This is a genomic window from Arcobacter sp. CECT 8989 (assembly GCF_004116715.1).
In the GTDB taxonomy this organism is placed as follows: domain Bacteria; phylum Campylobacterota; class Campylobacteria; order Campylobacterales; family Arcobacteraceae; genus Halarcobacter.
Genome location: NZ_PDKE01000015.1, coordinates 34,093 through 58,635, shown reverse-complemented (window position 1 = coordinate 58,635; position 24,543 = coordinate 34,093). Strand labels below are relative to the sequence as shown.

Annotated in this window: 24 protein-coding genes and 1 pseudogene; 19 read left to right on the top strand and 6 right to left on the bottom strand. The window is 26.6% G+C overall.

What is annotated here, in order from left to right; translation table 11 throughout:
* The first annotated feature begins 240 nt into the window (after window positions 1–240).
* Window positions 241–2,112: a tyrosine-type recombinase/integrase gene (locus CRV02_RS12925; protein WP_129090675.1), complete on the top strand. Its 1,872-nt coding sequence runs from the start codon at window positions 241–243 to the stop codon at window positions 2,110–2,112.
* A gap of 10 nt (window positions 2,113–2,122) precedes the next feature.
* Complete coding sequence (locus CRV02_RS12920) at window positions 2,123–3,400, top strand: SH3 domain-containing protein (RefSeq protein WP_129090674.1); 1,278 nt, start codon at window positions 2,123–2,125, stop codon at window positions 3,398–3,400.
* Window positions 3,401–3,402: 2 nt separating this feature from the next.
* Here CRV02_RS12920 and CRV02_RS12915 read toward each other — a convergent pair whose 3' ends face one another.
* Entirely contained in the window at window positions 3,403–3,654 is a 252-nt protein-coding gene (locus CRV02_RS12915; RefSeq protein ID WP_129090673.1) for a helix-turn-helix domain-containing protein, read from the bottom strand.
* A 95-nt stretch (window positions 3,655–3,749) separates the two neighbouring features.
* Between CRV02_RS12915 and CRV02_RS12910 the strand changes: the two genes are divergently transcribed.
* From CRV02_RS12910 to CRV02_RS12885, 6 genes are all read left to right on the top strand, one after another.
* Window positions 3,750–4,319 carry a hypothetical protein gene (locus CRV02_RS12910; protein WP_129090672.1) on the top strand — a complete coding sequence of 190 codons (570 nt, stop codon included), beginning with the start codon at window positions 3,750–3,752 and terminating at the stop codon, window positions 4,317–4,319.
* An 8-nt stretch (window positions 4,320–4,327) separates the two neighbouring features.
* Entirely contained in the window at window positions 4,328–4,843 is a 516-nt protein-coding gene (locus CRV02_RS12905; protein ID WP_129090671.1) for a hypothetical protein, read from the top strand.
* Between the two features lie 11 nt (window positions 4,844–4,854).
* The gene (locus CRV02_RS12900) at window positions 4,855–5,283 is read left to right on the top strand and encodes a hypothetical protein (RefSeq protein ID WP_129090670.1); all 429 of its coding nucleotides are present in this window, start codon (window positions 4,855–4,857) and stop codon (window positions 5,281–5,283) included.
* Between the two features lie 72 nt (window positions 5,284–5,355).
* A complete protein-coding gene (locus CRV02_RS12895) occupies window positions 5,356–6,504 on the top strand; it encodes a hypothetical protein (RefSeq protein ID WP_129090669.1) in 1,149 nt (382 codons plus the stop codon).
* Between the two features lie 2 nt (window positions 6,505–6,506).
* Window positions 6,507–6,770, top strand: a complete 264-nt coding sequence (locus tag CRV02_RS12890) for a hypothetical protein (protein WP_129090668.1) — start codon at window positions 6,507–6,509, stop codon at window positions 6,768–6,770.
* A 1-nt stretch (window position 6,771) separates the two neighbouring features.
* The gene (locus tag CRV02_RS12885) at window positions 6,772–8,031 is read left to right on the top strand and encodes an FtsK/SpoIIIE domain-containing protein (RefSeq protein ID WP_129090667.1); all 1,260 of its coding nucleotides are present in this window, start codon (window positions 6,772–6,774) and stop codon (window positions 8,029–8,031) included.
* Window positions 8,032–8,104: 73 nt separating this feature from the next.
* Here the strand turns inward: CRV02_RS12885 and CRV02_RS12880 are convergent, their stop codons facing one another.
* Together CRV02_RS12880 and CRV02_RS12875 are read right to left on the bottom strand one after the other, a co-directional pair.
* The gene (locus CRV02_RS12880; RefSeq protein ID WP_129090666.1) at window positions 8,105–10,042 is read right to left on the bottom strand and encodes an SMEK domain-containing protein; all 1,938 of its coding nucleotides are present in this window, start codon (window positions 10,040–10,042) and stop codon (window positions 8,105–8,107) included.
* A 290-nt stretch (window positions 10,043–10,332) separates the two neighbouring features.
* Window positions 10,333–10,872 (bottom strand): hypothetical protein, encoded by a 540-nt coding sequence (locus CRV02_RS12875; protein ID WP_129090665.1) that lies wholly within the window; start codon window positions 10,870–10,872, stop codon window positions 10,333–10,335.
* A 151-nt stretch (window positions 10,873–11,023) separates the two neighbouring features.
* Between CRV02_RS12875 and CRV02_RS12870 the strand changes: the two genes are divergently transcribed.
* From CRV02_RS12870 to CRV02_RS12850, 5 genes are all read left to right on the top strand, one after another.
* Window positions 11,024–11,248 (top strand): AlpA family transcriptional regulator, encoded by a 225-nt coding sequence (locus CRV02_RS12870; RefSeq protein ID WP_129090664.1) that lies wholly within the window; start codon window positions 11,024–11,026, stop codon window positions 11,246–11,248.
* Between the two features lie 156 nt (window positions 11,249–11,404).
* Window positions 11,405–12,163: a Lin1244/Lin1753 domain-containing protein gene (locus CRV02_RS12865; protein ID WP_129090663.1), complete on the top strand. Its 759-nt coding sequence runs from the start codon at window positions 11,405–11,407 to the stop codon at window positions 12,161–12,163.
* 39 nt (window positions 12,164–12,202) lie between these two features.
* Window positions 12,203–12,430 carry a hypothetical protein gene (locus CRV02_RS12860; RefSeq protein WP_129090662.1) on the top strand — a complete coding sequence of 76 codons (228 nt, stop codon included), beginning with the start codon at window positions 12,203–12,205 and terminating at the stop codon, window positions 12,428–12,430.
* Entirely contained in the window at window positions 12,423–12,617 is a 195-nt protein-coding gene (locus CRV02_RS12855) for a hypothetical protein (RefSeq protein ID WP_129090661.1), read from the top strand. Before CRV02_RS12860 ends, CRV02_RS12855 begins: the two co-directional genes overlap by 8 nt.
* An 11-nt stretch (window positions 12,618–12,628) precedes the next feature.
* A complete protein-coding gene (locus tag CRV02_RS12850; protein WP_129090660.1) occupies window positions 12,629–16,420 on the top strand; it encodes a conjugal transfer protein TraG N-terminal domain-containing protein in 3,792 nt (1,263 codons plus the stop codon).
* A 212-nt stretch (window positions 16,421–16,632) separates the two neighbouring features.
* Here CRV02_RS12850 and CRV02_RS12845 read toward each other — a convergent pair whose 3' ends face one another.
* Together CRV02_RS12845 and CRV02_RS12840 are read right to left on the bottom strand one after the other, a co-directional pair.
* Window positions 16,633–17,040: a gamma-glutamylcyclotransferase family protein gene (locus tag CRV02_RS12845; RefSeq protein WP_129090659.1), complete on the bottom strand. Its 408-nt coding sequence runs from the start codon at window positions 17,038–17,040 to the stop codon at window positions 16,633–16,635.
* 9 nt (window positions 17,041–17,049) lie between these two features.
* Window positions 17,050–17,886: an AraC family transcriptional regulator gene (locus tag CRV02_RS12840; protein WP_164969004.1), complete on the bottom strand. Its 837-nt coding sequence runs from the start codon at window positions 17,884–17,886 to the stop codon at window positions 17,050–17,052.
* Window positions 17,887–18,202: 316 nt separating this feature from the next.
* Here CRV02_RS12840 and CRV02_RS15145 point away from each other — a divergent pair.
* The 4 genes and pseudogenes from CRV02_RS15145 to CRV02_RS12825 form a co-directional block, all read left to right on the top strand.
* A pseudogene (locus CRV02_RS15145) lies at window positions 18,203–18,558 on the top strand (type I restriction-modification enzyme R subunit C-terminal domain-containing protein); the annotation flags it as partial.
* Window positions 18,559–18,593: 35 nt separating this feature from the next.
* Entirely contained in the window at window positions 18,594–19,709 is a 1,116-nt protein-coding gene (locus CRV02_RS12835; protein WP_258239308.1) for a DUF262 domain-containing protein, read from the top strand.
* Window positions 19,696–20,889 carry a DUF3696 domain-containing protein gene (locus CRV02_RS12830; RefSeq protein ID WP_129090657.1) on the top strand — a complete coding sequence of 398 codons (1,194 nt, stop codon included), beginning with the start codon at window positions 19,696–19,698 and terminating at the stop codon, window positions 20,887–20,889. The genes CRV02_RS12835 and CRV02_RS12830 overlap by 14 nt, the downstream gene beginning before the upstream one ends.
* The gene (locus CRV02_RS12825; protein WP_129090656.1) at window positions 20,883–21,809 is read left to right on the top strand and encodes a hypothetical protein; all 927 of its coding nucleotides are present in this window, start codon (window positions 20,883–20,885) and stop codon (window positions 21,807–21,809) included. Before CRV02_RS12830 ends, CRV02_RS12825 begins: the two co-directional genes overlap by 7 nt.
* Window positions 21,810–22,477: 668 nt before the next feature.
* Here CRV02_RS12825 and CRV02_RS12820 read toward each other — a convergent pair.
* A complete protein-coding gene (locus tag CRV02_RS12820) occupies window positions 22,478–23,080 on the bottom strand; it encodes a site-specific integrase (protein WP_129090655.1) in 603 nt (200 codons plus the stop codon).
* Window positions 23,081–23,438: 358 nt separating this feature from the next.
* Between CRV02_RS12820 and CRV02_RS12815 the strand changes: the two genes are divergently transcribed.
* Complete coding sequence (locus CRV02_RS12815) at window positions 23,439–24,035, top strand: ParA family protein (RefSeq protein ID WP_129090654.1); 597 nt, start codon at window positions 23,439–23,441, stop codon at window positions 24,033–24,035.
* Window position 24,036: 1 nt separating this feature from the next.
* Window positions 24,037–24,315: a hypothetical protein gene (locus CRV02_RS12810; RefSeq protein WP_129084439.1), complete on the top strand. Its 279-nt coding sequence runs from the start codon at window positions 24,037–24,039 to the stop codon at window positions 24,313–24,315.
* The last annotated feature ends 228 nt before the right edge of the window (window positions 24,316–24,543 follow it).

The window sequence follows — 24,543 nt, the reverse complement described above, 5'->3', positions numbered from 1 at the left end:
TAATAAATCTTAGAAATTATTAAAAACTAAAAGAATGAGATAGAATGATTTAGAATATTAAAGTTCGATTATATCGAACTTTTTAGAATAAATAAGAAAGTGTAATTATTAATATTGGTGGAGATGTAATCGAGGGTGCGATGAAATCCTTTAAAATCCCTACTTATGGGCTAAACCATTAAAAAATTGTTGTTTTAATCTTCAAAAGTTCCACTTAGGTGTGATACTTTTGGAGATAAAATGGCAAAATTCTTGCATAGACGAAACGGCACTTACTACTTTCATAAAAAGATTTATGACCCCACAAAACAAAAAACTTTATTTATTAGAAAGACATTAAATACTAAATGCTACAATAGTGCCAAAACTTTGGCGAGTTTAATCAATTATAAAATTTGTAGATATTTAGAGTTAGGTAAGATAATGACAAAAGAAGAGATTGAAGAGATAACATTTCAGTATTTATCAAGAGCAATAGAAGAGTATGACGATTTAGAGGATTTAAGGCATGAAACAAACACAATCTCAATTCGAGGTAACACTTATGAGGGTAGCACAGAAAAAGCTATTATAAGCAAGTTAAATGATTTTAAAGCTATAGATGAAAAAAGAGATTTTGATGAAGTCAAAAAAATTGTTGATGAAGAGATAATTCCACGATGTGGAATCGAACCGAGTCTCTTAAAAGAACTACAAAAGAAGAAGATGTTCTATTGGAAAATGTTCAAATATGAGATTGAACTTTTAGCAAGTGATTTAAGCAGATACAATGAGTACTCTGCAAATAATGTACTTATCCAACAAGAGAAGTTATATCCATCAAATACTCCCGTAATTATTGAAGAACCAAAAACACTTAACATTAAAGAAGACAATAATTTTAATGATGTTGAAAAAGAAAATAAAGAGGTACCTGAATTTGATATATTGATTTCAAAAATATCTCAATATTTATCTGTAAGAAGAGGGATTAGTGATAAGAGTATTAAAAGTTATATAGGCTCTTATATTGTTATAAACGAAACATTTCCTCATAAAAGAATTGATGAGATTACTTTACAAGATTTAGAATACTTAGAAGACATCGTTATTCATCTTCCAAAGAACAGAAAAAAAGGCAAGCTAACAAGAGAGCTTCCAATTCTTGAACAAGTTGATTTTGTGAAGAAAGTTTTAGAAGAAAGGGATAATGATATTTATGATGAAAAATATGAAGACTTAGAGACTCTAAGTGCTGATACTATTAATAACTACTTTGATAGGATAAAATTTTTCATAAGCTTTTGTTCAGAAAAATATCAGTTTAAAAATCCATTTAATAAACTTGTGATGGAAAGTTTTAGAGTTAATAAAGATGCAAGTTTAGATAAGTTTCCTTTATCTGATGATGATATAAAAATAATATTTAATGAGTTTGATTACCTAAATAAGAAACTTTTCTTTACATTGAAGAATAATCCTTTAAAAGTCTATGGTATCTTCTTTACATTGTTTTTAGGAATGAGACCATCTGAGATAGGTCAATTAATGGTTACAGATTTAAAAACAACTACAAATAAAGATGATGAAACAATTTATTATTTAGAGGTTTCAAAAGAGGACACAAGTAAAAAGAAGACATTAGCTACTCAAAAGAAAACTAAAACAAGATATTCAAAAAGAAAATTACCCTTAACTAAAATATTTTTAGAGGATTTGAAGTTTTTAGATTTTGTAGAGCATAGAAAAGCAAATAATCATGAGTTTATATTTATTGATAAAGAGATAGAAGAAAAAAAGCTAAAAGAAGCAATTAAAAATAATGTAAGAAGATGTGAAGATACATTTAACAGTAGAATCAAAAAGTTTTCAAATGAGATAGAAGACTTAGATAAAAAATCTTACTACTCATTAAGGCATTCATTTGCTAATAAGATTAAAATGGTTCCCGAGACACTGCGAGATAAAAGAGGAGAGTCTTTAATGGGTCATACAAGAAACAATTCAGAGCTATTTAATCGATATGGGAATAAGTACTTTGAACCTGATTTCTTGTATGAAATTTTAGAGACTGTGGAGTATGGTGAGTTGAACCTTGAAAAGTTTACAGAACAAATAGAAAGGTTATTTTAAAGAGGATACTATGGCAAAAATAAAAATACCAGTATTAGAAAATACAGCATTAAAACAAATGCATATGACATCAAAGTTATTTGAAAATTCAACATTAAGCCAAATGAATACAATCTCAGAACAGTTTAAAATTGCAACAATGCCCTTGACTGATATTGGAATAGCAACATCAAAGTTATTTGAAAATTCAACATTAAGTCAAATGAATGCAATTTCAGAACAGTTTAAAATTGCAACAATGCCCTTGACTGATATTGGAATAGCAACATCAAAGTTATTTGAAAATTCAACATTAAGTCAAATGAATGCAATTTCAGAACAGTTTAAAATTGCAACAATGCCCTTGACTGATATTGGAATAGCAACATCAAAGTTATTTGAAAATTCAACATTAAGTCAAATGAATGCAATTTCAGAACAGTTTAAAATTGCAACAATGCCCTTGACTGATATTGGAATAGCAACATCAAAGTTATTTGAAAATTCAACATTAAGTCAAATGAATGCAATTTCAGAACAGTTTAAAATTGCAACAATGCCCTTGACTGATATTGGAATAGCAACATCAAAGTTATTTGAAAATTCAACATTAAGCCAAATGAATACAATCTCAGAGCAGTTTAGAATAGCAACTATGCCTCTATTTGATATAGGACTTGGAACATCAAAATTATTTGAAAATAAATCGTTATCTCAGTTGGAAAATAAATTAAAATTTATAGCTGAAAATATTACTCCTATCTCAGAAGTTGATATAGAAAGAATATCAAAAGCTGAAAATAGTGATGTTTTAGTTAATTATAATAATTCAATTGAAATTCTTGAGGATTTAAGAGTTGAAACACTTAATAATAAATTTAGAATTGAAGAATTGAATGAGAAACTTGAAGAACTATTAAAGGTAATACAGAAACAAACAAATAGTATAGTTTATAACTTACTTTTAAGTTTAATAGGTGCTATTATCTTTACTTATTTGATTCAACCAATTATAAATAGTTTTACTTTGAATAAGACACAAATTAATAAAATACTATTACCTGAAATAAAGCGGGTTTTAAATCCAACAAACCTGTCAAAATATAGAGTTGTTGTTGTAAAATCTTATTTAAATGTCAGAAGTAAGCCTAAAATAAAGTCTAGTATAATCTTTCATCTTTCAAATGGGGATTTAGTTGAAATAGTAAAGAAACAGAAGAATTGGACTTTAATTAAAAAATATGACTCAGAGTATGAGACAATTATTCAAGGTTGGGTTAGTACTCGATACCTATTACAAATAAAATAGACTTAGTATAAAAAACTTTCAATGGGGGTTTTAAGTGCTTTTGAAATCTTATATAAGTGCTCTAAATTAAAATGTTTATCATTTTTATTATTTTCACAATTAGAATAAAAGGCTATGGATTTTATACCAATTTCCAAAGCTAACTCTTGTTGTGACAAACCTTTTTCTAACCTATACCTTTTTACTTTACTTGAAATAGTTTGATAAAAATTATTGATTTCTTCTTTTGTACTATTACTAAATTCAATTTCCATTAATTTATCCTATGGGATTAAAATAAGTGTAAACTATATTAAGATAGAATCTAAAAGTCTTTATCCTATAGGATAAATAAAATAAAAGGGAGAAAATGAAAAAACTAATTTTAGGTTCAATGCTATTAGGAAGTAGTCTGTTTGCAGAAGTAAACATTCCACAAGTTTTAACAGATAATGATTTTGAAACCTATGAGTTTCAATTGTTTGTTACAAATACAAAAAATGTACATATTACAAAAGATATGACTTCGAAGATTGTTTTTGAGGGTGATGTAGAAGATTACTATAAAAACTACAATGAAATAAATGAAAAGAAGTTCAAAGCAAGCGAAGAAGTATCTAAAAGACTTGTAGAAGTAAATCAACAATTAGGTAATGCAGTTTATTTTAAAGATGTGCAGTCACTTAATAACTTAGGAGTAGCTACAATAGGAAGTATTGCTTTAAACAGTGTATTAGGGTCATTTTTGGGAGATGATACTTATGTTCAAGTATTAGACTTTTATGAAGATGAAAAAAGAGTAACAAGAGTGATTAAATATTTAGTTTCAGATGATGGATTAGATAAAGATGAATACCAGTTAGTATTTAATACAACCAATGATGAGAATTATCACTTCCGTAGTGGGGCAATCACTCGATTATCTACAAGATTATTTTAAGGACAACTATGAAAAAAATATTAATATCAACTTCAATATTAGCAAGTTTAATTTTTACTGGTTGTGCAACATCACAAAGCAATAATACTGCAAAGTCTAAAAAATCTTTTAACTTTAAAAAAGTAGCTAATAGTGAGACTATTTATAAAGCTTCATATACTGAACAAGGTAAGGTTCATAATGTATATTTTTTAGTTAAAGCAACTATGCAAAATATAAAAAAAGAAGCAAGAAAAAAAGGTTATAACTACTTTCAAATTGTATCTCCAAAGGCTATAAGCAATTTTGATGGTTTTCCTCTTACAGATGAAAAAGCTTTAGCTTCTTTTCTTAATCCTCAAATGTCTATGCCTACAAAAGGCTTAAACTTTTTAGAGACAAGAAAAACTTTAATGGATAATCAAAATTCTCAAAATACTGTTAATGTACCTCTAACAATCTTTCAAGATACAAAGTTTGATTTAGTTGTGAGACTAGTAAAAGAGCCAAAATTTGATGATATTGTGTGGAATGTAAATAAATAAAAAGGAAAGAAATGAAAAGAATTATATTAGGTCTAAGTTTATTAGCTTTACAAGTGTTAGCTATTGAATGTACAGAAAAAGAGTATGCTCCTTATTTTAATAGTGATAAAGAGCAAAGATATATGTATTCATATACTCATTCAAGTGATGATTCTGATGTTGTAATAGATAAAAAAAGTATTGTTTATGATGAAAAAAATAAAAAAGTAATATCATGGGTAATCCATCAAAATATAGCTCACAAGAACGAAGGTACAGTAAATGTTAGACAGGAGTTTAATTTGCAAAATAATTCGGTTAGAGTGTTAGAAAGTGTAAGTTATGATTGTGAAGGTAATGTATTACATAGCAGATACAAGGCAAGTGATTGGCATTCTATCTCTCCAAACTCTGGATATGAATATATGTTGAAAAGTATAAAGAAATATCTAAAAATATAATGGGATTTTTTAATTAACTTAAAAAGTCCGATTTAAAACCCAATCGTCTATTTCTTCATAAAGGAGAAACAGATGAACGGATACTACTCAAAAAAACTACAACAATCAAAAAGATACAAAGAACTACAAGAAAATATACAACTGTATTATGAATATTCACTAGAGAAAGAACATAAGCAAAAAAGCTATTTAAACTCTCATAAATTTATTAACTCAAAAACGGGTGAATGTGTAAATATTAAATATGATTTTGAACAAAAATATAAAGAGTATTCCAAAGTGGTCTATCAAAGAGCATTAAGCATCCAAGAACATGCCAAAAGAGAATTTGAAAGTCAAAGTATGGCAAGTGCATTTATTACCCTTACATTGCCCTCACAGTATTATCCCTTTAAAAGTGTGAAGACAAAGAAAGGAAGACTTTATGTTTCAGAGAATGAAGAGTTTGCATTTGATAGCTTAAAAGAGGCTGTAAGTGCTGGGTATAAAGAACTTCAAAAAATATATCAAACTTTTTATAAAAGAGTGAAGAACTTAACAGATATAAAATACATCAAGTCCGTAGAATTCTCAAAACAAATGGTTCCTCATATTCATCTTGTTTTATTTTTTTCCTTTGATAAATTAGACCATGTAAGAGGAACATTTAAAAGAGTAGTAGAGCATTTTAATTTAGATAGAACAGACTTTCAAGAAGTAAGCTTTAAAGCGAATCTAAATAATGCAGCCAAGTACTTACTTAAATATATTACAAAAGATTTAAATAGTGGTTCAGATGTATTTAAAATGAGAGTTTTTGATGGTGCTAAAAGGTTTCATAAAATAAGAGTTTTAACAACTTCTCAACTACCCTTAAATGTCTTAGTTTATAAAAAAATTTATAATTCCGTTTCAAATATAGAAAAAAATAAGATTAATTTTAAAATTGATGATAATATTAATACAGTGAAAGAGAAAATAGATAAAGAAGTCCAAAAGTTAGGCATTCCAATCTATTTATACTTTCAAGATAATTTCTCTATTGAAAAAACTATTATTAGTAGTAAAGATAGAAAAGTTATCAAATATGGTAAAAGAAATTCATTAATAAAAGTAAGAATAAAAACCATTAAAGATGGTAATACTTATAAGATTAGAGAGTTTCAAATAAAGTATATGGGTACAGAGATTTTCAGAAAGGAAAGATATGTAAAACAAATTAATTATGATAGGAGGATTTAGATATGACAAGTATCACAATCAACGGAAAAATTATGACAGTTCTTGAAAAAGAATATGAAGATAAGGTAACAGTATATGTACAGTTTTTAATGGAAAGTGAATCAAGAGGAATGGAAATTTTAAAGGTAAAAATTACACAAGAAGTAGATATTCAAAAACTTCAAAAAGATATGATAGTTTCAATTCCTGTTAGTATCAGTTCTGTTAATGGAAATATGTATTACTCACAAGTATCTGACATTAAATATTTAAAAGAGATGAAATGATATGTTACATCTTATTAGATTGTTTATTTATGATTTAGCAAGATGTTGGGCTGTTTTACTTTTGGGTCTATTTTCAGTAATTTATTTTATTGAAAATGGAGCAGCCATAGAACTACTAGAAAAGTATCAATACTTAGTTTTAGTATGTATGTCAATAGTGCTTATTGAGAGATTGATTCATTTTATGAGATATAAAAGATATATCCAACTTCCCTATGCTTTGAAGCTTTACAATAGAGTAAACAATGAGCAAAAAGAATCAAAAATTTATTTAGATAAATTCATTAAATACGATAAAAAAACTCAAACGATATATTTTAAAAATAGACTTGCAATAGATAAAGAAGCTTATCTTAATGCAAAACATCAAATAGTCCATCTTTTAGGCTATGAAGACAATAAAGAAATAGAACTTGAAATAAAAGCTTTTAATAAAAAAGAGATAGCAATAAGGTTATATAAGCTACCTATAAAATTTGATTGGAGCATTGATTATTTAAAAGATAAAAATCTGTATTTAGGTCACTCAAAAAAAGGAGCTTATTACTTGCCTTTTGAAAATATGACTTCCTCTATTTGTTGCGGTGAATCAGGGGCGGGGAAATCTAACTTTTTAAATATGCTAATTTATTCACTATTACATAATTTAAAATATATAGAACACTTAGATTTTATTGATTTAAAAGGAGTAGAACTTAGTAGGTATAAACTTAATAATACAACTTTTACCGATAAAATTGAAGAAGTCGATACCTTACTTGAAAATCTTAAAAATGAGATGGATAAAAGATTTGATGAAATGAAAGAAAAAAATCATTTAACTTACAATGGTAAATTTAGGATATGTTTAATTGATGAGATAGGAAGTATATCAACAATAAATGATAAGAAATTAAAAGAGACTAAAGAAAGAATACAAAATAATTTAATCTCACTAGGACAAAAAGGTAGGGCAGCAAGAGTTTTAGTATGGGTGTTTTCTCAAAAAATCGATAGTTCAAGTATTTCTACTAACTTATTAACAAACCTCCAAGCTTCTTACTTATTAAAATCCACAAGCCAGTTTAATATCAATAATGCAATAGGTTTACAAGAAGAAATAGAGGAAATTACGAGAACAAGAGTTCAAGATTTCAACAAGGGAAGAATGATATATAAGGATGGACTAACAAGTGAGAAAGTATTACTTCAAACACCTTATTTATCTGAAAGTGTTCAAAACTCTATGATTGAATATTTTAGAGAGTTTATAAACAAATAGTTTGCACATTAGGGAAATGGCTTTGCCATTTTCCATGTGCTTTTATCTTATTTTATAAAAAGTATCAGATAAGTTATTTAGTATATATTTCTTTAATGTAATAGTTTTTATTTACTTTATAGAATAAAGATTCCTTATTGTTTTTTCTTTTGTAAATTCTATCAGATATAGAGGACTTTATTAAATATAAAGAATGATTAAAAAAATTTAAACTCAGATAAAATTCATTATCTTCTTTATCGAAATCATTTGAATCGCAATAAAGAAACTCATAATCTTTTTTTTGAATCCATGCCCTTAATAATGCAGAGTAATTTGAACCTGCTCCATCTCTATCATATACAAGTAATTGTAGATTATTATTAATATATTTATATTCACAGTTAATTAAAAAATGATTTTTAAATTTTTCTCTAAAAAATTCAATTTTTCTATCAATATCAAATTGAATAATTTCTTCAAACTCAAATCTTTTTTTTTCACTATGACTAAAAGCTATAAAATTTTTGAGAGGATGGATAGTTAAGTCTAAAACTGTATCATAGTTATCAGGTAATTTAAAAATAGGAAGAAGTGTTTCTTTTTTTATATCATATTGGTAGATTGATTTTGAATATCGTGAATACTGTAGTAATCGATTTTCTGTATCTCTAATGAGTATATTAGCATTTTCTTTTAAAATTAGGGTTTTATATATAAACGGTATATAGTTAATGAGTTTCCAAATAGTTACTTCTTTATTTTCGTTCAATGTTATGACTTGAATAGTTTCATTATGATTTATTAATTGGTAGTCTATAATTGGAATATTGTTAGGATTAATTAATATAGACATTACATTACATGAGATATTAGTATCCCACAAATATAAATGATATTTGCTTTGAGATAATATATATCTATTATTAAAGAAAGTTTTTATATTATAAACTTGTTCACTTATACCACCTAAACAAATTTCATCTTGAATTATATAGTCCATATCGCTATTAAGTATTACTAGTTTATTATCAACTGTATCGTTTGAAGAAACAGAAACTATAATGGATTGTGAATTGACTGTTTTAATATTTCCATAACCAATAGATACAGCATAGTTTTTTTCAAAGTTAATAATCTTTTGTATATCTTCAAATAGTCTTTGAATCCTTTCAAAATCATAACTATCAAAAAATAGACTTTTTACTTCTAGCATATCTAAATTGTTAATTAAGTAAGTAGTAAAAAGTTTGTATTTAGTATCTTCTTTTAATATAATATAATTAGATAGAACATTCATAGTATCATTATCAATTGTGTTTAAGAATTGAGATGCTTTAATCAATAACTGTAAATCATCGGTATTTAAATTTTCTTTTCCTAATTTTATTTTTTTTAAGATATTATTTATTTTTTCATTCGTGATTTCGTATTGTAAAAAAGCAGATTTTTTTATATCAAGAACTTTTAAATTTATATTATTTAAATGTGAATAAAGTTCATTAAGTAAGCTTTTAGGGTTATCTATATTTTCAAATTTTAAAATATTTTTTTCAATATATTGATAAATTTTATTTATGTGATGTGTATCTTTAATCTTATTAATTCTTGTGTTTAAGTCTGAAAAATCTATTATTTGTTCTTTCGAAAAATAAGTGAGCTCTTTAAATGTTCCATAGTTACTTAGTTTCTTTTTTAAAATTAGAATAAATAACTTATCAAAATTATTATACAAGCTTTCTTTTTCAAATTTTTCAATAGTGGTACATATTTTCTTTTTTGAGTTTGTACTAGTTATTTGAAAACATATTTTATTTTTATAGTCTCCTAAATCTATAGCTGGGAAATTTTTTTGCTTAATATTTAAATCTTCTAAATTGTAAGAATAAATTAGATTTAATAAACCACAGAAAAAATGTTCACTATAGATGTTTAAATCATATAAATTAATTTTATTTGAATATTCAATTACAATAGAGATATAAGCTAACTTTTTTTTTATTTCTTCAATAAGTTTTTTTCTTTTAAACATTTTAAACCAATTTTTTAATCTTTAATAAGTTAATATTTTAGTTAAAATTTAATTATGTGATACTTTGGTGTGATACTTTTAGAAAATTAAACGATAAAAATGATAGAAAGCCCAAAATAAGGTCTTATTAATTGGGACTTTTGTAATGGTGGAGATGTCCTACACTAAAAGTTATTCTAAAAAGCCTAAAATAGGCTTTTCAAATTTATATTTTAAATATGGTACCGTAAAGATTACCGTAATAAAAACAAATATTAGTTTGATTCCATATAATGAAAATTAAATAAGTACTATTTTAAGTTAATATTTTTTTTAACAAGAACATAAACTTCAATGTTTGAATATTTATTTTCAATAAGTTGGTAAAGTGATTTTTGTTGATGTTTTGTTGGTGCTTTAAATATTCCAAATATTGTAGGGTTGTAAAAATCGTTTTGTATTTTATCGAGAACAAATTTTTTTGCATTTTCTAATTCTAGTTCTGGTTTTTCTTCATTAATTTTTTGAAAGAAATATAAAAAATCCTTAATTTCAACTCTATAGAAATTTTCTAAAAATGTTGTTATCTTGCTTAAGTCAATATTATGAGTTACAAAATCAATTAATTGTTCTTCTTGATTATTATTTTTGAATAGTAAACTTTCTAATTCATCTACATTAAAACCTTTAATTACTTCAAGTTTTCTAATTTTACCAGTTTCTAAAAATTCTTTAATTTCATTTTCTGAAAAGTATTTTTCAAGTAGCTTGAATATTACTCTAGTTTCTTTCCATCTGTAATAACTTTTTTCACTAATACCTAATAAATTTGAAATAAGTTTTCTATCCATTTATTTTCCTTAAATAGTCTAATAAATATAAAATTATAACATTTTATTCCCATATTGTCTAATTTAAGTATATGATAAGTTTTGTAAGGCTAATATCCTCATATAGACAATTAAAATTATTAATTGTTCTCATATAGTCTAAAGGAATTGAATGGAAGAGAGATTATTAAGAAGAAAAGATGTACAAAAAATTGTACCTATTTCAACTGCATCAATATACTCGAAGATGAAAGATTTAAAATTTCCTCAGGTGTATAAGTACGGAGGTACAGCGTTTTGGAAACTAAGTGAAATACAGGAATATATTGAAAAAGGAGAAGAGTATGTACATCAAAAATTAGAAAAACAAAAAAATAAATTAGAAAAAGTAAGTTAATAAACTCCCTCTTTTAAGACTTTGCGAGACATAAAGAGAGAGATAATTAAATACCAACTAAAGGTTTTAATCGACTGCATCATATCTAATATTAATATATTAACTGCTTATCGATTATTCAAAATACAAATATCAAAGTTAAATGAAAGAAAAGTGATGAGTAAAACAGTCCCTAATTTTCTATTCCCGACTAATTTCAGGAATGGAAAAAATATAAAAAGGCTAATAAAAGATTTCAACGTTCAGGGATATGGGATAGCTGTATACCTGCTTGAAACACTCGCAGAAACGGAAGGACATCAATATCCACTCAGTGATATTGATTTGCTCGCTGATGAGATGAAAGTGAGTGTACCAGTTATCAATACGGTCATTAACACATATGGCTTGTTTCAGATAGTAGAAAATGAAGATGGTAGTTTATTTTTTTCTAGTCAACTCAATGATTGGCTTGAACCATATTATAGGCAAGTTCAGCAAAGAAGTATGGCAGGAAAACTAAGTGCAGCTAAGAAAAAACAAAAACAGCAAGAACAACTCAAACAATTAGAAATGAACTTAAGTGATGATAATTTAAGTCAACAAATAAACTTGAGTGAAAGTGACTCAAGTCAACGACCGTTAAACGACCGTTCAACAATTAATAAAATAAATAAAAAAAAAAATAAAGAAAAAAAGAATCTCTCTGATAATTTCAGAAATTTCAAAAAAGAATTACAAGGTATAGAGATAAGATTCACTCTACCTTATCCATTTGAAAATTTTTCAAAAAATACAGTTATCAGGCTTAAAAAAATAGGTTATCTTCACAATGAGTCGATTAATAAAGATTTGAGTACTGAGCAAGCTCATATTGTATGGGAATACATGTTTGAAAAAAGAGAAAAACTTTTAAAAATAATAAGTGGCAATTAATTGTAATCGTACACATAATAATATGAAAAAAGGAAAGAAATGAATAAGAAAATATCAAAATGGGGAATTAAAATAGGTAATTTTTTAATTAATTTAATTAATTTCAATATAGGAGTTATGTTCGGAGCATATTTGATTTATAACTCTAGAGTAGAAGAGGGGTATGCAGTTGTTTCTGTATCTCTTATAATCTTTTTATTTGCTGTTTTAAATAACGCAAAAATGGAAAAAGAAGCATTTGAAAAAAAGGGGATAACTAATGTCTGAAAGAAGCAAAACTCTTAATGTGATAAAGAGAGATCCTATATCAACTATTAAAGCAGCTTATCTACTATTGTCTTCGATTAATTATCTGGTAGAGTCTAATGGAGCACCTGAAAACTCAGGAGAAACTATTAATATAATTGATTCAATTTTTTATGACGCAATTGCTGAAATTGAAAAAGATAAATAAGAAGTAAATTAATGGATGAATTTTCTATATATGTGTTAGGTGATGCAGATAGTTATTTCTTTGTATTTAACTCAATTGCTGCACTTATACAGTCAAATTATATTGAATTTGCAATTGCAATGGCTCTTATGGTTGCTACTATAAGATCAGGACTAGCCTTTTCAAAAGCGGACCCTAAAACTGGTGTTTATTCAATAATACTTATGATTGGATTATTTTCTGCTGCATTGTATCCTACCACAACTGCTCATATTATAGATGTAAGGCAACAAGGACAAAATAAAACCTATACAAAAATAGATAATCTTCCTTTTGCACTTACTTTTCTAGCAAGTAGTGTATCTACTGTTCTAGTACCTGTTGCTGAAATAACTGAAGTTGCTTTTAGTAATACTGAAAATAGTGCTACAAAAGTTGGTCTAGGTAAACAGCCTGAAATGATTAGTAACTTCATGAAAGTTTCAAATTTCATTAATCAAGAAAGTGCTAATTATCCACTATCTTTTTTTAAAAATGCATTTAAAATTTATACAAAAGAATGTGCAATGTCAACATCACATATTCCAGATGTAGGGCTTGATTATTTCATAAAACCAAGTCAAGATATTGTTGATCATATTAACCCAATTACTTTAGGTATACCAAGTTCTGCATATACAAATACTACTTTTAGTGATGGAACAGTTACTATACAAAAATGTAACGATTTATACAATTACATTGTTGATAAAAGAGCTTCAATTGAAAGTTTGATAGAGAAGAAATTTAGTGAAATTAATAGTGATATAGATTATGAAGCTCATAAAGAAGAAATTGCAAAAGGTTTATATGAAGCAGGTATTAGAGTTGGAGATATCACTTCTACTTTAGGAACATACTCTGAAAACCTTAAAATTAGTATGCTTAACTATGCACTATCGCAGACACTAGAAGAAACAATTACTGATTATAAATATGACCTTCCAGGAATAAGTGGAGATTTAATTGATTACTCAGTTAATAAGAGTAGTTACCAAATGCAAACTGATGGTTTAGGTTCTTGGGCTTGGACTAATAAAATGGCTCCTTTAGTAATTCATTATATGTTGATTTTTTCTTATGCTCTATTTTTATTTGTAATACCAGTTGCAATGGGAATGGGTTTTGAAAATTCTAAAAAAATGCTTATCAATTATTCAATGGGTATTATTGCTATTCATTTAGGATATCTTTCAAGTACAGTTGCTAATTCAATTGCACTTTATTATATGGAAAAAAGTGCAACAAACCTTATCTTTGAACTTGGTAATAACTTAATGGCAATGAATTCTATTCCTGCTTTTAATGCTAATGCAAGTGAAATGGCAGCTATATCTGGAATTCTATTAATATCTTCATATTTCCTTGGAACAGGTATTATTTTAAAGGGTGAAACTGCTGCAATGCAAGGTATCATGAATACAATTGGTAGTAGATTTAAAAATGATATGTTAAATGCAGCACAAGATATGTCAAGTAAAAATGCATATGATGAAGTAGACCAAAAAGCTAAAACTGATGCAAGAAGATTTCTTGATCAAAATGGATTTAAGTCACCAATTGGAGTAGATGAAGTTGCATATGCCAATGAAATAAAAAGAGGGCTAGAAACTATAGGTGGAGGCTATGGTTTTGCAAGTGCTTCACAAGGAAATTCATCATTTGAATCTGATTATATGTCAGGTGTTGCGAATAAAAGTGCATCTGCAGCAGTAGGAACTGCAACTGTAGGTTCAAGGGTTTCCACCACTGAAGCAATTGATAGTGGTATAGCAACAGGTAATTTAGAGGCAGGTAAAATGTCTGGTTTAGCAAGTTCTTTAAAACAAATTGGTGGTGATTCTCTTTTTGATGCATCAAAAACTGGAACAATTGCTCAAAACAAAGATCAAGTAGCTAATTCTAGTGCTTTATCAAGTAAATTTGGTAAAGACTTAGAGGGTACTTTAAATGGGTTATCATATGATGAAATGGCAAGTGCTGAAAGTAATAGTAAATTAGCAGGAAGAGTTGGTGGATCTAAAGGTTATTTAAATCTTGGAAAAGATGCTTTTGATAAAACTGCAGAAAATGCTGAATACATGGCAGAAAGTAAAGCTAGAAGTACTCAAGCAACAATTTCTGGAAAAGGTGGATTAAGAAATGCAGTAGCATTGGATGAAACTGGTGCAGAAATTAAAGCAGGGACTGATAAAGGTTCAATTGAACAAAAAGCTCAAATGTTAGAAGAAGCAATGGGTAAAGGTGTTGCAAAAGGAGCTAAGTCTTTAGCTGAAGCAATGGCTTCTATTGCAGGTGTATCTAGTGCAACACAATTTGGTAAAGAAATAGGTTTTGCAAATAAATTAACAAGTGAAAATGCACAAAGCCTTTATAACCAATTACTAGATACAAAAGATGCAAATGGTAATAACTTATTTAATAAGTCTGATTTAGCAGATATGTACAATAGTAAAGGTGATTTAAAAAGTGGAGCAGAATTAGCATCTTGGATTTCAGGAAAACAAGCAGGACATTTAAGTGGGATGCATGGACTTGCAATTGGAGATAAAACTGTAGGACTTGCTCTTGGAGAACATGATGTAAGGGTAGCTTCAACAGATGCATCTACAAAAGTAGATACTTCATCTACTAAAAATGCATTAGATTCAAAAACTTATGGTTCTGAAGTAAAATCAGTTCAACAACTTAATCAATTAACTGATGCCTACAATAAGCTAAATTCCTTCAATAATGATATGCAAATTAAAAAAGGTTTACCTGCAAGTGAACAGAACCCTGAAGCACTTGAAGCTTTTGGAAAATTTATAGATAGTACAAGTTATAATAAAGAAGTAATGGCAAGTGCAATACCTGAAGCTGCAACAGTCTTAGGAGAATATGGACCAGAAACACTTGCTGCAATGGCAATAAATGCTGCTACTGGAAATCCTATTGGAAAAGGATTAAAAAAAGGTGCAAATTTATTTAAAAACCCTGTATCTAATAAAACTGTAGACAGCTCCAATCAAAAAGGCAGTAACACAAGCGATACCCAAGATGATAAGTCCTTCAATAATGACCATGATGACTCCTTAAGAAATTATACTAATCATGAAAGTATAACAAAAAATAACATTGATGGCAATAGCGGTGGAAGAAATTCACTAATGGGTAAAGGTGGTTTATATGGATTTGCAGCAGCAATTGGTCATCAATTAGCTATGAATAATGGCGATTTTGGAGCAACAATGACAGCTATTGGTCAAGAAGTAGGTTCAACTTGGAATCAGTTTAAAAATGATGTTAGTAGTCATGGTATTTTTCAAGCAACAGGTAATCAAATTGGTGATGCAATAATAGGTGAAAGTGCAAGGATGCAAGTTACAAATGCATTTTCTCAAGGAAATACAGCTCAAGCTTTTGGAATTACAGCAGGAGGTATCGCTGATAATGTAACTGGGTTTGTTGGTGGAGTTGCGAATATGGGAGTTAGTGGTTTTCAAGCAATTACTTCTGATGCATCTTACGCACAATCATTTAATCAAAATGCACAAAGTTGGGCAGGAGGAACTGATTTAGCAGGAACAATTGCATCTAGTAATATTTCATCACCAACTGCAAATGCATTATTTAGTAATGGAAATACAACAATTGACAACCCAGTTGTATCAAATATCGAAAGAGGTATTTCACAAGATGCACAGTATGCACAATCAAGTAAAGAAGCAAATATTGAGCTTATTGATCAAATGACAGTATTAGCTGACGCGCTTAAAGATAACACAAATAAGGAAAGGAGTTAACTAAATATTTAAAAGAGACTATCTAGAATTTTGTGTTAAAGTTTAATAGTACTAGACTTTTGGGACTATTAAACTTACTTATTTTAATTTGTACCAAAAAGTACAGTTTGATGAACTTATGTTTTTTTACTTGGTTTTCGTCCAAGATACTAGATAAACAATATATTAAAGTTAATTAAATACAACAAATGTATTATTAAGAGGTATTTATATCATTCTGGTATTGGTAAATTATATTTATCCATGCACTTAACAAGTGATTCAAAATACGTATAATTACTTTCATTTTCTGCTGGAGGATTTAATAAAATACAGCATAGAGTTGCAACTTGTTCTTTATCTTCAGTTTTAACCATAACAGCTTCTGCTACATAATTAGTTAAACCAGAATCTTTATATAGCTTATCAATTTCTTCATATGTTAAAGAGTAAACTATTCCATAAGCATTTGAGTTCTCATCCCTTAAAAGAGTAGCCATTTTTCCTACTCTTAGTTTATATCCTTTTGCACAAGCTAATATTTTCTCTCTTGGTTCAACACCTTTGCTTTTTAATATCTCTTCATCCATATATAAACCATAAAAAAATACTTTATGTAATCTTTCTTTCGTGTTGTTCATTATAATCCTTTATTCTTCAATTGGTAGTTGGAGTCTATGTAAAATTCTATCTTGGTACTGCTTGGGAGTAACTGCAACAATCTTTTTAAAACATTTTGTAAAGTGAGATTGATCAAAGAAGCCTAATGAGAAACAGACTTCATTTAAGGGAAGTTCTTCTTTTATTAAATCTTTTGCTTTATTTATTTTTGCATTTATTAAATATGCATGTGGCGTTAAATATACTGTTTTGTTAAATAGCCTAATAATTCTATATTGATTAATATTAACTTCGTTAGAGATTTCTGATAAAGTTATATTTTCATACACGTTTTTGTCTATAAAGGCTTTTATCTTTTCTACCTTTTTGTTATTTTCATCTAAATAATTTTCTTCATAAGAACATACTTTATCAAATAGTTTAGATAAAAAGAGTATAAGTTTGCCTTCCTTCTCAAGATAAAAAGAATTAGAAAATAAATATTTATTTAACTCTATATATTCAGAGTAAAGTTCTGGTGAAGCTAATATTGTTTTTTTAAAAGGTATAAACTCTTTAATTTCATCATTAAAGATGTATTTTTGAATTTCTAGACACCACTTAGGATCTAAAAACATCATATGATATGTTCTTGCTTGTTTCTCAATTGGATTACAACAATGAACTTCAAAAGGATTGATTAGTAATAAAGCACCTTTCTCTAATCTACAAATGCTATCTTTACAAGTAAGCTCAGTAGGGCCATCTTCATTTGCTCCTATTGAAATAGTATTATGGGAATGCTTAACATAACAAACATCACTTACTTTATCATAACGTGATTCTATATATGGCATTTTATCATCTTTAAAGAAGAAACTTTCCAATTTATCTCCTACAATAGTTATTAAAAAAATATTATTATAGTACATTAAAGTTAGAATGTATAGTAAAAAATTGCACACAATATTATAGGTTGTTGAACTAGTTTTATAACTCATTTTTGTGTCTTATTCAGTATTGACAGATCACAAGTTTCAAACAGAAAACCATATCTTTTATTGTCGTGCATATCCGGATTGTATTTCATTGCTTTAATCCTTGTGATCTGAAAGTATTTGTCTATATAATAGGGGGTCATTCCAATGTAAATAGAATGACCTCCATAATTTAATTAAAGGGATTAGAAAATGGCAAGAAGAGAATATATATGAAGCTCAACTTGAAGATTTAAAAATCATCATTGAAGCTGAAAACTCTGATATTTATGATGTCATAGCTCATATTTTATTTGACCTTGATATTAAAACAAGAGGTGAAAGAGTTATCGCTGTAGAGAACTTTAAGTTCGTTGAAAATACCATAATGATAAAGCCAAAAAGTTTATTGAATTTATCTTAAATAGATACCAAAAAGATGGTTTGAAAGAGTTAGCTGATATAAATCTTTCTATACTTGTAAAACTAAGTGGTATTGATAGAAGTAAGTTGAAAAATTCATTTGGAAAATTTAATATAAGAGATGAGTATTTTGGAGTACAAAGGGAGATTTATAGATAAAGTTAGATAAAATGCTATTAAATAAAAGGACATAAATGCTAGAAGATATTAAATTTGATGAAAAAGAAGAATTTGAACAAAATGATTATATAACTAGACCTTTTTCTCCAAAAGATATTAAAGTAACTAATTCAATAGTTCTTTTACCTTCAATAATAAATAGATTAAATTTTGGTGAAATAGATTTAAGCCCTGATTTTCAGAGAAATAGTGATTTATGGAATAAAACAAAGATGAGTAGATTAATAGAATCAATATTATTAAAACTACCTTTACCAATTTTTTATTTTGATGTTAGTGACCCTGATAAATGGTTAATTGTTGATGGATTACAAAGGTTGTCTACCATAAAAAGATTTTTTGTTGATAAGAAATTAAAATTAAGTAATTTAGAATTTCTTACACATTTAGATGGAAAAAGTTATGATGACCTTGATAGGTCATTAAAAAGAACAATTGATGATACAGAATTAATAACTTACCAAATAGAAGCACAAACACCTAAAGAAGTTAGATACTCAATATTTCATAGAATCAATACAGGTGGAATGACCCTAAATGCACAAGAGATAAGACAAGCTTTAAATCAAAAAGGTTCAAGTGTAGATTTTTTAAAAGAAATATGTGAGAATGATAAGTTTATTAATATTGTAGGTGTTAGCCCTAAAAGAATGCTTGATAGAGAACTTGCATTAAGATTTATTGCTTTTAAGTTAACAAGCTATAAAGACTTTAGTTCAACTAAAATGGGTGCATTTCTTGATGATGCGATGGAAAAACTTGATTCAATTGAAGATAAAGAAGAGTTACAAGAACTAAAAATAGATTTACTTGAAACTTTAGTTTTTACAGTACAAATTCTAGGGGAAAATCATAGGTTTAGTAGAGCTATTGCTAGTGAAAAATTAACTAAAACTTTAAATAGGTCTTTATTTGACGTAATAACAATCTGTTTTAGTAATCTTAAGGAAAAAGAAAAACTTTTAAAAAATAAATCAATTTTCTTAGATAAATTAAAAGAAATGCTTCTTGATGAAAAAGGTGTTTTTTATAAAGCAATTACAGAAGGGACAAGTGATAGAACATCAGTAGAAAATAGATTTATTGAAATGGATAAGTTAATTTCAGAGGTTATTAATGAAAAAAATTAAAAGTGTAAATATAAAAAATTTAAAGATATTAAAAGATGTTTTTATTGAGTTAGGTAGTTTAACTCTTATTACAGGAGTTAATAGTAGTGGTAAATCAACTTTTATTCAAGCACTTTTATTATTAAAGCAGAATCAAGATTCTTTACAAAAAAAGACAACTAATATGATGTTAGAAAAGACATTAGGCAACAATGAAAGTAAGGAGCTTGAGGAACATATAAAAGATATTTTAAAAAAAGAACAAGATAAACCAATAAATTTAAATGGAGAGTATTTACTATTAGGAGAGAGAAAAGATGTCTTCAATCAAACAACTTATGATGAAGATATTGAAATAGAATTATTTATTGAAGATTTAGGTAAGTATAAAATATCTTGTAAAAATAAAGATTTAATAGTAAATTTAGAAACTGATGCAAAAATTCCAATTGAATCAATTATAAACTTATTTGCTGAAGATTTTCAATATGTAAATACAGATAGAATACAACCTAATACAACATATTCATTATCTGAACAAATAGTAAGGAAGAATCTAATAGGTCTAAAAGGTGAATATACTGCACATTACTTAGATGAAAATAGACATAAAAAGTTATCCATAGTAGATTTAAAACATAAAAATGCAAAGACAGATTTTTTATTAGAAAATGTTTCTTTATGGTTAAGTGAAATAAGTAATGGAATTGAAGTTTTAGCTAAAAAGTATCCTGATATACAAAAAGCAGGTTTATCTTATAAATATACATTTGGTGCTGATGTTACTAATGAATATACTCCTATGAATGTAGGCTTTGGTATAACTTATGTTTTACCAATAATAGTATCTATATTAAAATCATCAAGAAATGATTTATTAATCATAGAGAATCCTGAATCTCATCTACATCCTGCAGGACAATCTAAAATTGCTGAATTATGCTCTTTGGCTTCTACAAATGGAGTACAAATAATTATAGAAAGTCATAGTGAGCATTTTTTGAATGGACTTAGAGTAGCTACTAAAAAAGATATTTTAAAATCAGATGATGTAAAAATATATTACTTTGAAAAAAAAGATGAAAAAATGTGCTCTGAAATATACCCTTTGAGTATAGATAATAATGGGAATATAAATGAAACTTGGCCGGATGGCTTTTTTGATGAATATAGAAAAAAATTAGATGAACTGATATGGTAGATTTTTCAACTTTTAATGAATTATCTATTCCTTTTGACGATGTGAGTGATATAGAAAGCTCCTGTAACAATTTTTTTAAATTACTTGCTCACCTAAATGAAAAAGGTTTGTCTAGAGTTAGGATGAGTGAGGATTTTAAGAATTATCCTATTTTGAAAGATAAGACACTCTATGAATATTTTGGAACAATTAATAGTGTGAATTTTAAAGATAGATTACGGGAGTTTTTAGCTAATGAAGTAATTAAAATTGAGACACCGCTTATTACTGATGTAGAGAAAGAAGAAAATAAGATTCTTGAAAAACAATATTTTTATAGATCAAATGACACTTTAGGTGGATTAGCTTGTTCTGATGTATGGGATACCTTATCAATTAGTTTTAATAGTTCAGAAGAATGGGATACTCCAACAGTAGAGTTAGAGAAAGAAACTATTAAAGAAGAAACTATAGAAAAAACAAAAATAAATGTTAAGCATTCTTCTAAAGTTGAACATTTAGAGATTCATTCTACTTTTTTTGCCGAAATTGAAGATGAATTTAGATTATCCATTACTAAAGATAATATTTGGGAAAAAAGAAATGAGTTTTTTCCAAATAAAATAGAATTGTGCAAAGAAGTTGAAAAACAATTAAAATCATTAGACTCTGTGATTTTTAATCAAGCAATAGGAATATTAAGAAATATTGAATTAGGAAAGAAAAATCTAATAGATTATAGTCATAGTGGGGAAAGTCAAACAGTAAAAGATTGTCCTAAGTTATCAGGTTGTAGAAAATTTACAATTAATGAAGAAAAAGTATATTTTGATAATCACATAAAAAGTTTATCTAACGCAAATAGAATATATTTCTTAGAAAAAGATGCGAAAATCTACATTGGATATATTGGAAAGCATTTACCCACAAAAAAACACTAATAATATTAATCTGGCCACACTTTATAGGACACTAAATATTGAATAGTCTTTTCAACAATCTCTAAAGATTTTTTGAACAACAAAATCACTCTTTAAGTCATAAGTTTAAAGATTCATCTAATCTACTTTCAAATAATATTGCTAACTGTAAAATAGTTAAAGACTAATTCCAAATGGCATTGTCTATTTTTTAGAAGACTTCTGAATAGCTATATATAGAAGCCTGAGTTTTAGAAAAAGTACTTTTTATTTTAATAAGCTTTTTAAACTGTCTATGAATCGGCTCAATAATAGTAGTATATTGACTATCTAACTAATGTATCTTTGTGTTGTACTAACATTTTTATTTATGGTTATGTGAGTATTTTTGAGATTTTTTATTTAAATCTTTAATTAATAAAATAACTAATATAGCTACAGAAAACATTGTAACAGCTAATATATACTCAGTCATTTGTAACTTCCAGTTTTTTTAATAGTTGTTTCACTTTTAAATGTAAGTAAATTATACCTATAATTAAAATGAAAAATCAAAAAAAACTGCTGATACTTGCAATAATAAACTTTCTATTATTAGTGTTCCCTTGATTATCCAATCATCTATAATAAAAAACTCTTAGTAAAACCTATGAAAGTTTTATATAATAGTTTTCTTAGAGATTACAACTTTATCTAACCAAAGAATTTTTTATTTGATCATCAGTTGGTTTTATATATCCAAGTGTTGTGCTAACATTTTTATGACCAATAAAATTAGAGATAATCTTTATATTAATAGATTTACTTCCCATTTCAGTAATTAAGCCTTGTCTAAATGAATGTGAAGTGAATCCTTCTCCAAGTATTTCTTTCATTTTAGAGTTTACCTGTTGTATAAAAACAATATTATTAATACCTGTTTTTTTACTTGTACTTTTATGTATGATTTTATTTGAATCATCTTCTATAGTAAAGTCAAATAACTTATTAATCTCTTTTTTAAAAGTAGGAGTTAAATATACCTTTCTTTCACTTGAAGTTTTTGAAATGTATATTTTAATCATTTCATTTTTTAATAGGTTTTTTACATCAATTATTTTTAATTCTTGAACTTCATTAAGTCTTAGTCCACAATAGTATAAAAATATAAATGTTCTTAGAAGATTTATTCTTGTATTTTCTCTGATTGAATCATCACCTCTAACATAAGACATTAATTTTTTAAATTCTTTTTCAGTTATACTTTCTTTTATTCTTTTTACTTTTATTTTCTTCACTTCTTTTAACTTCATTTTAAAAACCTTATAATTTATTTTATTTATTTACATTTTATAATGTTTTGAATTTTTGCAATTTATAAAAAGCTCTAAATGTACCTAAAAATGGTAAAACCTTATAAAATACTGGAATTTATAAGGTTATTGACTTTAGATATTTTAATTTTAAAGCATTTTATATCTTCTTTTAAAACTAATACTTTGATATGTATTTAATCTATCTACAATCGTATGATTCAATTCATTTATATTCACATTAAAGTAGAATATATAAAATATAATAGTTGTATAACACTATATATGTTATTATATTAAATATAATATTAATATAAAATATATATTTTTATATAGAAAAAATATAAAAGGTCCTATTATGTCGATTGTAGTTTATAGTATTAAAGGTGGAGTTGGTAAAACTACACTATCAGTTCAATTAGCACAAATGTTAAAATATACTTATGTAACAAATGATTCACACTCATCTGCTCATAATTTAATGCCTGAAGAAAAAGGCTTCTTAGTTTCAAAAGAAGATTATGATGAAATACCTTTTGATAAAAATATTGTATATGATTTTGGTGGATTTAAAGACTCTAGAATAAACGATATAATCAAACAATCAAAAGTAATAGTAATTCCTACACTAACTTCAATTGTTGATGTACAAGCAACATTAGCTACTATCAAAGATGTAATAAAGCTTAATACAAATATTTTAATAGTAATAAATAGAACAAGAAGCAATAATAAAGCTATTGAATTAAAAGAATATCTCTCTGAAGAGCTATCAAATATTAATCATAACATTAATTCTAAAATAGTTTTTGTGAGGGATTCATCTGTATTAGAAGATAGTTTATTTGATTGTGAATATATTGAAGATAAAGCAGGTACAAATAGATTTAAACGTCATATTTATAGAAATGCAATAGAAGATATGAAGTTATTAAATAAGTCATTGGAGTTGTAAAATGGGTTATGGTGATAAGTTAAAACAAAATTCTGCAAAAATACAAACTAATGAAAATGTATTAGATAATAAAAAAATCAAAACTAAAAAGCCATCAGGAAGACCTAAAAAAGCAAATGATGAGGTTAGAAATGTTGCAATACCAATTGCTCTTAACCAAAAAGAAAAAGAGTGGATAGAAAAACAAGCTTTAAATATGTCAAAAGAGATAGGTATAAAAATTACTACATCAGCTTGGATGAGAATGGTACTATTAAAAGATATGGATAAAAATAGTTAATTACTAAGGAATAGACAGAAAAGAGGAAGGTTTAGTAAAACAGTTCGCCTAAAAATATCTATCCTTAGATGTTCAGTGTAATTTTAGCGAATTATTAAAGACTTGTAAAGTATATGTATTGGACTGATAAAGTAATTTGATTTATGATCTTACTATGGCTATAATTATTATTCAAAAAGATTAAAAATGCTAAAAATATTAACTAGAATTTTATTTGCAGCTATTACA